Below are 11,745 nucleotides of genomic sequence, written 5' to 3'. Positions count from 1 at the left end.
GTCAACAATTAACTAACTAAATTTCGTATTGCTGGTAACGGATGGCTACGGTGGCTGGTAAAGCAACCGTTAGTTTGGTGCCACTGGCTTCGTAAGCAGTGGCCTGGACGTCAAAGTTTTGGTTCAGGTCAGCAACTAAGTCGCCCGCCGTAAATGGAATTAGGTAGGTCTTTTGGACGTAGTCGGCAAAGAGTTGCTCGCTGATCATGGCGACCAATTCATCAATGGAGGCCGGATCCTGGGCCGACATGATCAGATTAGCACCAGTTCGTTCCGGAAACCGACTGCCAGTGCGGTCTGCCTTGTTAAAGACGGTGATCATCGGAAGGTCCGGCACCCCAATCGCCTTTAAGGTGTTGGTGGTGGTTTCCATCATGAGTTCCTGGTTCGGATCAGAATAGTCAACCACTTGGATTAACAGGTCGGCATCAGCGGCCTCGGCTAGGGTTGCCTTAAACGCCTCGACTAGTTGGTGAGGTAAGTCGCTCACAAACCCAACGGTATCACTGGCGAGGACCTGTTTGTTACCCGGCAGTTCAAGGTTTCTGACGCTCGTGTCGAGGGTGGCAAAGAGCATGTTTTTCACAAAAACTTGTTTTTCTTCGTTAGTGCCAAAGCGACTGACTAACTGGTTCATAATGGTCGATTTACCGGCATTGGTATAACCAACGAGGGCCACCGTTTTGACCTGGTTTTCCTTCCGGCGCTTACTCTGGGTGGTGTACGCCCGTTGTAGATCCTTGAGTTCGTGGCGGACGTGGGTAATTTGATGCTCGATGGTCCGGCGGTTAAGTTCTAGCTGGGTTTCCCCGGCCCCCCGGTTGGCTAAGCCACCCCCCGCTGCTTGTTGGTCTAAGCGTTGACTAGCGCTCGTCCGTAGCCGAGGGAGTTGGTAGCGCAGTTTCGCCAGTTGCACCTGTAGCTTAGCTTCCTTGGTGCGCGCCCGGTTGGCAAAGATTTCTAAAATGAGCCCCGTGCGATCAATCACCGTGGCGGAGGTCGCCGTTTCGATGTTACGAATCTGGCTCGGGCTCAGTTCATCGTTGGCAACGATGGTGGTGGCACCCGTTCCGTTCACTAAGTCAGTTAACTCAGTCAGCTTGCCCTTGCCAAAGTAGGTCCCGGCATCCGGGTGGTCCAACTTTTGGGTGAGGGTGGCAACGGACGTCATGTGGTTTGCAACCACGAGTTGTTGTAATTCTTCCATTGAATAATCAAAGTGCGGATGATTGACGTTGAGGCCAATCGTAATGACGGGGGTTGGTTCCATTAATGCTCCTTCTTGTTGTAATAAGCGACACTAAACTGGTCCTTGTTGTACGTGACCTTCGTGACGCTTCCATTTAAGATGGCGTCGGCCACGTTTAGGTTACTAAACCGACTTACCACACTTTTAATCAGGGTTCCGTGGGCGGCAATCAAGATGTTTTGTCCCGGTTCAGCGAGCGCCACGATCTCATCGAGGCCGACCTGAAGGCGGTGCCAAAATTGTTCGTCCGTTTCGGCTTCACCGTACGGATCGGCAGCGGCAATCAGATCCCGTGTTTTTTCCATGCCAAACTTGGCGATGAGGTCCGCGTAGGAATAACAGCCATGGGGACCTCCGACGATGTTCCAGGTTTGTCCGGTATCGTTTCCTTCAAAGTAACCAAAGTTTTCTTCACGAAAGGCAAACTTTTGCACGGGTTCGGTAAGGGGAGCGGGATTGGCCTCTAAGATGATGCGGGCAGTTCGACTGGCCCGCTTGGTATCACTGCTGTAGGCCTGGTCGAACGAGATCCGTTGTAACTGTTTTCCAGCCGCGACGGCATCTTGAACTCCTTGGTCGGTGAGGTCTGAATCAGACCAACCTTGGATCCGGTGGTAGTGGTTTAAATGGGTTTGTCCATGACGAACAAAGAATAGGTTAATTTTGGCCATGGGAAAGTCCTCCTTGAAAATCATAATTTAGTTCAGTTTACCATACTTAGTGGCTGTTTCATCGTGTTTACGGGCCGGGTATGTTAGAATAGTTCATCGATTAGACTAATGGAGGTGCACGATGGGAGCAGAGCAGGATCAGATTCGACAGGCAGAACAGCAGCATTTAGACTTTGTCCGCCAGCAACTGAAGGTGGCGGAACGCCAAACGGCCACCACGATTATGAAGGCCAAGCAGAATCAACAGGAACTGGAGGACAACTTTTATGACGACGTCCGCTTAAAAACCAGTACCTACGAAGGCCAGATGGAAACCGGGGTGTCGGTGCGTCAACAGCAACAAATGCTGGAACAACGCCAAAATCGGTGGCAATCGGCAACTAGGGACATGCAGACGTTACAAAAATTGGACCAGAACGCCTACTTTGCGCGGGTCGACCTCCAAGAACAGGGCGAAAGTGAGCCCGAACGCTTGTACATTGGGCTCGCGTCCTTTGTCGATCCTGATCATCCCGACCAGTATTTAATCTATGACTGGCGGGCTCCCATTAGCAGTGTGTACTACGACAGTGGAATTGGGCAGATGACCTATGACGCCCCCAGTGGTCCCCAACAGGTGGATGTATCGTTAAAACGCGAGCTCCAAATTAAAGCAGGACGAGTGACCCAGGTCTTTGATACCGATGAGGCGGTCGGGGACCGGTTGTTGTTAGAAAACCTGGAACACCAGTCCGATACCAAGATGAAGAGCATTGTGACGACCATTCAGCAGGAACAAAATGCAATCATTCGAGACACCAGTTCCGATTTGTTGTTCGTGCAGGGGGTCGCCGGGTCTGGAAAAACGGCCGCGGTGCTCCAGCGGGTGGCTTATTTGCTCTATCGCTACCGGGGGAAGCTGACGCCCGGTCAGGTGATTCTGTTTTCCCCCAACCAGCTATTTAATGATTACATTAACCAGGTGTTGCCCGAACTAGGGGAGCAAAACATGGTGCAGATGACCTACTACCAGTTTATGCGTCGGCGGGTACCGCGTTTAACGGTCGAAACCCTCGAGCAGCGGTTTGACGAAAGCCTAACGGATGAAACCCAAAATGTAACGACCTTGAAAAACAGCTTAGCCATGTTTAACGCGGTCAACCAGTATGCCACCAGCCTAAACCAGACGGGGGCGGATTTTCGGAACATTAAGTTTCAGGGAGAAATCTTCATTTCCAAGGAACAGATCGCAGAAATTTATCGCAGTTTCAACGCCAACTATAACCTCAGAAACCGGCTTGCAGCGACCAAAAAAGAGTTGTTCCACATTTTGAACCGGCGGATTGCCGCAGAGACGAAGCAACGGTGGGTTGAAGAGGCGGTTGAGGGCTTAACCTCCGACCAGATTGACATGTTGTACGCTCGCGCCGGTCGGACCCGAACGGATACCGATCAAGACTACCGCTTCTTGGCTAAGCAGTTGGTAACCGCGGCGTTTGCCAAGGTGCGGCAGCAGATCAAACACAACCGGTTTTTCAACATTAACCAACAGTTTGTGGACTACCTCCGCGCCGTTCCTAAGTTGGTGCAACTGGCGGACTGGCACGTCACTCCACAAGAATGGCAGGCCAGCGTGCGTGCGACCGTTAAGCGGTTTCAAGCCGGCACGATTAGCATGACGGACGTGTCCATCTACCTGCTCCTCTTTGACTTGGTCACTGGGAAACGTCCCGATCTAAAAATGCGCTACCTATTTGTGGATGAAGTTCAGGATTACACGCCCTTTCAGTTGGCGTACTTACAGTGGAATTACCCGCGGGCCAAGTTTACGGTGCTCGGTGATTTAAACCAGGCCATCTTTACCCGCGATAGCAGCCAAACCCTGATGGCCGACCTCCAACAGCTTTTTGATCCGGAGCGGATTCGGGTCATTAAATTGCTGAAATCTTACCGTTCGACCGCTCAAATCACTAACTTTACGAAGCAATTGCTGCCAGACGGAGCAGAGATTGAAGCGTATGCCCGCCAGGGTGAGTTACCAATCATGGCGATTACCAAGACCAAGCAACAGGCCTTGCAGACGCTCTTTGCGACCATCAAACGCAACGACCAAGCCCACGATACGACGGCCGTGATTGGCAAAACGCTCGCCGAGTGCCAGCAGTTAGCCACGGCCCTTAAAGAGGCGGGCGTTGCGGCAACCTTATTACAGACCGAAAACCAACGATTGGTAAACGGAGTGGTGATTGTACCGGCCTACCTCGCTAAGGGACTGGAATTTGATGCCGTAGTGATGTGGAATGGTTCGGCGGCCAACTATCCGGACCAGTCCTTCGATAAGTTGGTCTACACCATCTGTACCCGGGCCATGCACCGGTTGACGGTGATCAGCATTTCGACGCCGTCGCCCATCTTTGCCTCCGTTCAACCGGAAACGTACCGGTTAGTAAAGGAGTAGCGATGGAAAACTTTGCTGAGTATGATAAGCAAGCCTGGGCCGACCTGTATCCGACCACCCTGCAACCGATTGATCCCCAGACGCTTGAGCACCTGAAGGCGTTTAATGATCAGGTGGCGATGACTGATGTGCAACAGGTTTACATGCCTCTGATTCAGCTGTTGCGGGGGGCGTTTGATGCCTATCGGCAATGGCAACAACGCAAAAGTGATTTTTTACACCAACCAGCCCGGACGATTCCCTTTATCATTGGAATCTCTGGGAGCGTGGCGGTGGGGAAATCAACGACGGCGCGGTTGTTACAGTATTTATTAACGGAACTATTGCCGAACCGAACCACCCAGTTGGTTACCACAGACGGTTTTTTGTACCCGACAAAGACGTTGCAAGCCAAGGGCTTGTTAGCGCGCAAGGGCTTTCCGGAAAGTTACGATTTACCGCGGTTAATCAACTTTTTACTGCAGGTGAAGGCGGGGGAACCGTTGGTGAAGGCCCCGGTCTATTCCCATCAGACCTATGATTTGGTCCCGGATGAATTCACTGCGGTGCGGCAACCGGACTTTTTAATTGTAGAGGGGATTAACACCTTGCAACAGCCAGCAGCAGCCCACCTGTACGTGAGCGATTTTACGGACTTTGCGATCTACATTGATGCCGACCCGAAGTTGATTGAAACGTGGTATCTGAATCGGTTCCAAAAACTGTTACAGACCGCCTTTACAGATCCAAATAACTACTTTTATCGTTACACCCAGGATGATCCAGACCAGGCCCTAGCGCGCGCCCGTCAGACCTGGGCCACCGTTAATTTGCCCAACCTCCGTGATTACATTTTGCCAACCAGAGATCGCGCTAATTTGATCATTCATAAAGGGCAGCAGCATATGATTGACCGCTTGTACCTCCGTAATTACTAAGACAAAGCACTTCTTACCGGGGAGTGCTTTTTTTGGTGAGCAAATTAGTTGCATAGTTTACAGTTGTAAACTATACTCAGAATTGAATTTACAAATGTAAACGAAATGGGGTGAGCAAATCACAGCGAAAAAGGTGCCGGTGGACATTACCCCGGCAGAGTGGAAGATTATGCGGTTACTGTGGTCGTTGGGCCCCAGTTCGACGACGGATATCATTACGGAATTGCAACAACAGTCGGACTGGACGGCGTCGACGATTAAAACCTTACTACGGCGCTTATGTGCCAAGGACCTGTTGACCACGACGAAGGATGGTCGGCAGTTTATGTATCATCCGCAGGTGAGTGAGCAGCTCGCCATGAACGACACGGCAGAGGCTTTGTTTAGCCAACTCTGTGAGATGCATAAGGGGCAGGTGCTCCTGGATTTAGTTAGTAAGAGTGAGATCAGCCGGGCAGACATCGAGGCGTTACAGGCCAAACTAGCGGAGAAGTTACCAACGGCTCCAGAAGAAGTTGACTGTAACTGCCTGCCGACGCGGCAACAGTCCTGCCATGAACACGAAAAGGAGTAGATGTAGATTATGAAACCAACAGAGCACAATCACGATATGCAACACATGGATCACAACATGAACATGTCATCGGGGAGTGGTATGCAGATGAACCACGGCTCGATGAACATGGGGTCCATGAACCACGGTTCCATGTCAATGGACATGGGCGGTGGTCACATGATGAACATGGGTAACTTTAAACGGCGGTTTTGGATTTCCCTCATTTTAGCGATTCCGATCCTGTTATTATCACCCTTCATGGGCATCATTTTGCCCTTTCAAATTACATTCCCTGGTTCTAACTGGGTAGTAATGATTCTCTCGACGATACTGTTCTTCTACGGGGGAGAACCGTTCTTCTCTGGTGCCAAGGGGGAACTAAAGGCGCACTCCCCAGCGATGATGACGCTGATTACGATGGGGATTTCAGTAGCCTACCTCTATAGTTTGTACTCGTTTGTCATCAAAACCTTTATTAATCCAAAGGCCCACGTGATGGACTTCTTCTGGGAATTAGCCAGTTTGATTGTGATCATGCTGTTGGGACACTGGATTGAAATGGGTGCGGTGATGAACGCTGGAAACGCGCTTCAAAAAATGGCCGCCTTATTACCAGACACCGCCCACTTAATCACGACGGGTGACCAAACGAAGGACGTGCCGGTGAGCGAACTGCAAACGAAGCAAGTCGTTGTGGTTCAACCAGGAGAAAAGATTCCCGCCGATGGTCAAGTTGTTTCTGGTTCCAGTGCGGTCAACGAAGCCCTGGTAACGGGGGAAGCAAAGGCAGTTACCAAACAACCCGGCAGCAAGGTGATCGGTGGTTCCGTGAACGGGGACGGGAGTTTGCACGTGGAAGTGACGGCCACGAGCAGTGACGGGTATTTGTCCCAGGTGATTAAGTTAGTCCAACAGGCCCAAAAGGAAAAATCAAAGTCCGAAACCCTTGCCAATCGGGTTGCCGGTTGGCTCTTCTATGCGGCTTTAATCATTGGGATTTTAGCCCTGGTAGTGTGGACCATCATCAGCGGCTTTAGCGTGGGGTTGGAACGGATGGTTACGGTCCTTGTAATCGCTTGTCCCCACGCCCTTGGATTGGCAGTCCCCCTCGTGATTGCGCGGAGTACTTCAATTGGAGCCCAAAACGGGTTGCTAGTTAGAAACCGGCAAGCCCTAGAAGAAGTTAAGCATTTGGACTACGTTTTCATGGATAAGACCGGAACTCTGACCAAGGGGGTCTTTCAACTAAACGATTTGATTAGTACGAGTGACTTATCGAAGCAGGAGCTGGTAAACCTGTTTGCCGACGTGCAAGCCAACTCCAGCCATCCCCTGGCAACCGGATTGGTTAGTGAAGCCAAAAAGCAGGGCTTGACCATCACGCCCGCTACTGACATGCAAGCCATCCAGGGGGTCGGAGTAACCGGAACGGTTAACGGCAAGTTCTACCAGATTGTGACGGCCAAGTACTTGGACGAACACCACTTGCACTATGATCGGAACCAGTTTGAAACCCTCGCGGGCGCTGGAAATTCAGTCAGCTACCTGGTTCAAGATCAGCAAGTACTGGGCTTAACTGCGCAAGGGGACGTGTTGCGGCCTGAATCGCACCGGTTGATGCAACAACTGCAACGGATGCACATTAAACCGGTGATGTTAACGGGTGATAATGAATTAGCAGCACAACGAGTGGCCCATGAACTAGGTGACATTGAGTACCATGCCGAACTCTTGCCCCAGGATAAGGAACAGGTCATTGCCAAGACGCAAGCGCAGGGGAATGACGTGATGATGGTCGGAGACGGAATTAACGATGCCCCGAGTCTCTCCCGGGCGAACATTGGGGTGGCGATTGGAGCCGGAACCGATGTGGCCATTGATTCCGCGGACGTTGTGTTAGTACGTAGTAATCCGGAAGATATCATCAACTTCTTAGACCTCGCCAAGGCTACGAACCGCAAGATGGTTGAAAACCTCTGGTGGGGGGCTGGTTACAACATTATCGCCATGCCACTGGCAGCGGGAATCCTGGCTCCGATTGGGATTATCCTCTCTCCAGCGGTGGGAGCGATCATCATGTCACTGTCAACGGTGATTGTAGCTGTCAATGCTCTGACGTTACATTTAAAAAAAGAAAATTAATGCGTAAAAAAGGTGTTACTCATAATTTGAGTAACACCTTTTTTGTGGTAGAACTAGCCTTAGTTATTCTGATCTTCTTTGTGCTTGATGGACACGTGTTGTAAGTTCAAATCGCCACCGTCGGTATTAATGCTACTGTGGTTAATCTTGGCATTTTTAATCTGCACGTCACCGGATTCACTGTTCAGTTTTAACCGGTCATAGGCAACTGGTTTCTGGCTCGTCATGGTGACGTCACCGGAACCGCTGTTTAGCGTGAGGTCCTTGGCGATTAGATCGTGGGTTTCAATCTCTCCGCTACCGGAGTTCAGTGTGACCTTGGTTAAGTTGGTTTGGTTCAGGGCAATATCGCCCGCGCTACTGTTAATCTTAACGGGGCGGTCGGCATCAACCTTTTCAAAGGCAACGTCGCCACTACCGGATTCCACCTGAATGGCCTGCGTCTTGGTGTTTTTGAAGTGGACGTCTCCGCTTGCGGACTTAACCGTAGTTTTTCCGAGTTCGCTGTCGTTACTTCGCACGTCCCCGTTGGCACTTTCTAGCTTGGTTGCTTTGAAGTGTGCTTGGTTCAGCGTCAGATTGCTTCCGTTACTGGTAGCTTGGAAGTTCTGAATGGCCGTCGGGGTCTTAAAGTTCAGAGCGCCGGAGTTAATCTTGACAGTCTTCGGCTTTGCAATCTTGGGTAGGGTAATTACCACCTTGTCCTTGCTCTTGTGGTTGTTTTTGATGGCATCCCAACGCTTCTGGTCCTTAAAGGTGACTTCGATGTGATCGCCGTTTTTACTAACTTCGGGTTTTTGTTGTCCCGCAAAGTTTGATTGCACGGTAAATTCGGTTCCTGATTTTACGGTAACCTGTGCCGGCACGTTGACCTCTAAGGTATCCAGTTGGGCGGTATTTTTGACTTTTTGGGTCTGCGAGCTGGCCGCCAGTGATGAAGGCGTGGTCAGAACGGCGGGCACGGCCGCCAGGGCGAGACCGAGGATGGCCAGCCCGAGGGTTTTTTTGTACATGGGAAACATCCTTTCTTACGTTTCTTTTAAATTTAGCACGGTTTTTTCTCCATCACAAGCAAGAAATTACGGAGAAGCCTTTTATTTCGGCGTGGCTTTTTCTATACTGGTACGAGAACGGATGGTGCGCCATTCGCATTATATTTATCGACAAAGGAGTAACAGGCATGGCAAAGATGAAACGGTTCAAATTTTCAGATTTGGTACGGGGGACGTATTCGCCAATGATGCGGTTCTCGTTGTTAGCAGTTTCACTGGTCCTCGCGAGTTCGTTATCAGTATCGGCAGCGGTGCCCCAGTGGCAGAAGGCCTTTCCGGGTCATTCGTATTCTGCCATTGAGATTATTGCCACGATGCCCTCCCTAGCAGTGATCATCATGTTGCTGTTGAGTAACTGGATTGCAAAGTACATGAAGCCCAAACGCACGGTTTTAGTTGGGCTCGGAATTAGTGGGGTGTTTGGGATCATCCCGCTGGTAGCGACCAACTACTACGTGGTGCTCTTGTCTCGGTTCTGCTTTGGAATCGGGCTCGGGTTGATCAATGGCCTTGCGGTTAGTTTGATTGGAACCTTCTTTGAAGGGAAACTGAAGGACCGCCTCATGGGGTATCGAAGCGGGTTTGAAATGCTCGGGAATGCAATTTGTGCCTACATTGCCGGGGCCCTGTTAGTTGATTATGGTTGGCACAGTTCGTTTCTCGTGTACGCCCTGGCCTTTCCGGTAGCAGTGCTGTTCTATTACTTTGTTCCAGAACCCAAGGAAGAGCCCAAAATGGAAGTAGATAAGCGGTCACCGCGGCTCAATCCGGACGTTGTGTTTTGGACGATGTTGCTAGCTGCCTATCAAGTAACGTACGTGGGAGCGACGGTTCGGCTGTCATCGTTTATTGAAAATACTCACATCGGAACGATTGATCAGTCGGCCATGATCATCAGTATTGCCCCATTCTTTGGACTGATGGGGGGGATTATGTTTGGGAACGCCCTGAGTGCCTTTCGGAAGTTCATGTTGCCATTTGCCCTGATTGCCACGGGAGTTAGCCAGTTAATCGTTGGCTTAGCGCACAGCTTCTTTACGGCGGCGTTAGGAATGTTCTTGGTAACGATGCTGGACACGATGGTAGTGACCTATATCTTGAACGTGGCAACGGAGATCTCGCCCAAGGGAACCTTGAACGTCACCACGTCAATCCTGTTAATTGGGAGTAACGTCGGGATTTTCCTGGCTCCCGTGGTCTTAGGTAGTATCAATCAGGTCTTTAGTTCCAACAGTCCTCGGTTGGCCTTCTGGGTCTCTGGGATTGGCCTGTTAATTATGGGGGGAATCGGGATTTACGATCTCCTCTTCATTCGCCACAAGCTGTTTCGCTAATTAAACAAGCCCGTTAATTTCTCACGACCGGTTGGTAGTGAGAAATTTTTAGTAACAACCCCATCTGAATTGGAGAAGTAGAATGCAAGCACAGTTTCAAAACCACACGGCAGCGCCCCTGTCCGTTAAAAAATTATTAACCACGGCGGGCGTCAGTAACCGCCTTTATCAAGAAGTGAAGCGACAACCCGAAAGCCTACGAGTTAACGAGACCTTGATCGACCCAACCCGGTTAATTGCACCCGCAGAAACCCTCACCGTCACCTTTCCACCCGAACTTAGTGATCCAAACGTGCCGGCCAGTCCGGGACCCTTAGCGATTGTGTTTGAAGACGATCACTGGTTGGTGCTCAATAAGCCAGCGGGGTTAACCAGCGTTCCCGGGCCTACGAACCGCACCGATACGTTGGTGAATCGGGTCAAAGGGCATTTGATTGCTGCCGGCGCCACTGATTTACGGCCCCACGTGATTACCCGCCTCGATCGCTTTACCAGTGGCTTGGTACTGGTGGCCAAGAATCGGCTTGCCAATAGTTACGCAAACCAGGCTCTTGCCCAGCACACCCTGCACAAGGAATACCAGGCCGTGGTGGCTGGCCAGCTTGATCAGCCCCACGGCGTGCTCGACTTTCCGATTGGACGGGTTGGGACGGAGATTGCCCGGCAGGTGACTGCGAGTGGTCAGGCCGCACGGACCGAGTACTGGGTGGAGCAGGTGGGAGCAGCCTTTACCCGGGTCCGGGTGCAGTTGCACACGGGACGGACGCATCAAATTCGGGTCCACTTTGCGTTTGTGGGGCACCCCTTACTCGGAGACCAACTATACGGAGGACCGATGGATCAGGGGACCTCCATGCAGCCCAGCTACGTTTTTACGACCCCTTTGTGGGGCAGGAGCGGAATTTTACGGCGCCCCTGCCAGCAGATATGCTAAAATATGAGTGACATGAAGGAGGCTAAAATCGTGGAAGATGGAATTAAGTTGGGTCAGCCCGCGTTTGCGAAGCTAATGTTTACCTTGAAGACGCCGGTTACCCAGCAGAATCATAAAGACTACAAGTTTATGGAATATGAAATGAGTGAAATTGCCCCAGACATCTGGGCGATGCCGGCATACATGACCGATGAGGACGACTTTTCCCTGTTCTTTATCGTGACGAAGATTGCGACGGGCGAAACCGTGATGGCCTTTGCCACCGGAACTGCCGATGAAGCTGGTGAATTTCAGCTCAGCCAACCGATGAATACCGGAGCTGGATTAAACCAGTTGAACGAGCACGATTCACAACGCGCAGAAAACGTGTTACATTTCTTAAACCAAATTTCAAAGGCCAACGAAGGCGATTGGCGGATGGTCGAACAGGACGCGTAAGCGGAAGGGAGCACA

The 11,745-nt window shown here is 51.1% G+C and carries 9 protein-coding genes and 1 pseudogene; 7 read left to right on the top strand and 3 right to left on the bottom strand.

Features of this window, described 5'->3' with window-relative positions; all coding sequences use genetic code 11:
* Positions 1 to 16 precede the first annotated feature (16 nt).
* Together hflX and M3M35_RS03370 are read right to left on the bottom strand one after the other, a co-directional pair.
* Positions 17 to 1,270 (bottom strand): GTPase HflX, encoded by a 1,254-nt coding sequence (gene hflX, locus M3M35_RS03375; protein WP_252750580.1) that lies wholly within the window; start codon positions 1,268 to 1,270, stop codon positions 17 to 19.
* Positions 1,270 to 1,920, bottom strand: a complete 651-nt coding sequence (locus M3M35_RS03370; protein WP_252750579.1) for a histidine phosphatase family protein — start codon at positions 1,918 to 1,920, stop codon at positions 1,270 to 1,272. The genes hflX and M3M35_RS03370 overlap by 1 nt, the downstream gene beginning before the upstream one ends.
* Positions 1,921 to 2,041: 121 nt before the next feature.
* On the opposite strand from M3M35_RS03370, the gene helD reads away from it, so the two are divergent.
* The 4 genes from helD (at position 2,042) to M3M35_RS03350 (ending at position 7,972) form a co-directional block, all read left to right on the top strand.
* Entirely contained in the window at positions 2,042 to 4,357 is a 2,316-nt protein-coding gene (gene helD / locus M3M35_RS03365) for an RNA polymerase recycling motor HelD (protein WP_252750578.1), read from the top strand.
* A gap of 2 nt (positions 4,358 to 4,359) precedes the next feature.
* Positions 4,360 to 5,274: a type I pantothenate kinase gene (gene coaA, locus M3M35_RS03360; RefSeq protein WP_252750577.1), complete on the top strand. Its 915-nt coding sequence runs from the start codon at positions 4,360 to 4,362 to the stop codon at positions 5,272 to 5,274.
* 133 nt (positions 5,275 to 5,407) lie between these two features.
* Complete coding sequence (locus M3M35_RS03355; RefSeq protein WP_252750576.1) at positions 5,408 to 5,848, top strand: CopY/TcrY family copper transport repressor; 441 nt, start codon at positions 5,408 to 5,410, stop codon at positions 5,846 to 5,848.
* A gap of 9 nt (positions 5,849 to 5,857) precedes the next feature.
* Positions 5,858 to 7,972: a heavy metal translocating P-type ATPase gene (locus tag M3M35_RS03350; protein ID WP_420842389.1), complete on the top strand. Its 2,115-nt coding sequence runs from the start codon at positions 5,858 to 5,860 to the stop codon at positions 7,970 to 7,972.
* 59 nt (positions 7,973 to 8,031) lie between these two features.
* Here M3M35_RS03350 and M3M35_RS03345 read toward each other — a convergent pair whose 3' ends face one another.
* Positions 8,032 to 8,985 carry a DUF4097 family beta strand repeat-containing protein gene (locus M3M35_RS03345; RefSeq protein ID WP_252750575.1) on the bottom strand — a complete coding sequence of 318 codons (954 nt, stop codon included), beginning with the start codon at positions 8,983 to 8,985 and terminating at the stop codon, positions 8,032 to 8,034.
* Positions 8,986 to 9,152: 167 nt separating this feature from the next.
* On the opposite strand from M3M35_RS03345, the gene M3M35_RS03340 reads away from it, so the two are divergent.
* From M3M35_RS03340 to M3M35_RS03330, 3 genes and pseudogenes are all read left to right on the top strand, one after another.
* Entirely contained in the window at positions 9,153 to 10,358 is a 1,206-nt protein-coding gene (locus M3M35_RS03340; RefSeq protein WP_252750574.1) for an MFS transporter, read from the top strand.
* Positions 10,359 to 10,440: 82 nt separating this feature from the next.
* A pseudogene (locus tag M3M35_RS03335) lies at positions 10,441 to 11,303 on the top strand (RluA family pseudouridine synthase).
* Between the two features lie 19 nt (positions 11,304 to 11,322).
* Positions 11,323 to 11,730: a hypothetical protein gene (locus tag M3M35_RS03330; protein WP_252750573.1), complete on the top strand. Its 408-nt coding sequence runs from the start codon at positions 11,323 to 11,325 to the stop codon at positions 11,728 to 11,730.
* The last annotated feature ends 15 nt before the right edge of the window (positions 11,731 to 11,745 follow it).

It is taken from the genome of Fructilactobacillus myrtifloralis, assembly GCF_024029335.1.
Lineage (GTDB): Bacteria > Bacillota > Bacilli > Lactobacillales > Lactobacillaceae > Fructilactobacillus > Fructilactobacillus myrtifloralis.
This window is presented reverse-complemented; position numbering and strand designations above follow the sequence as displayed.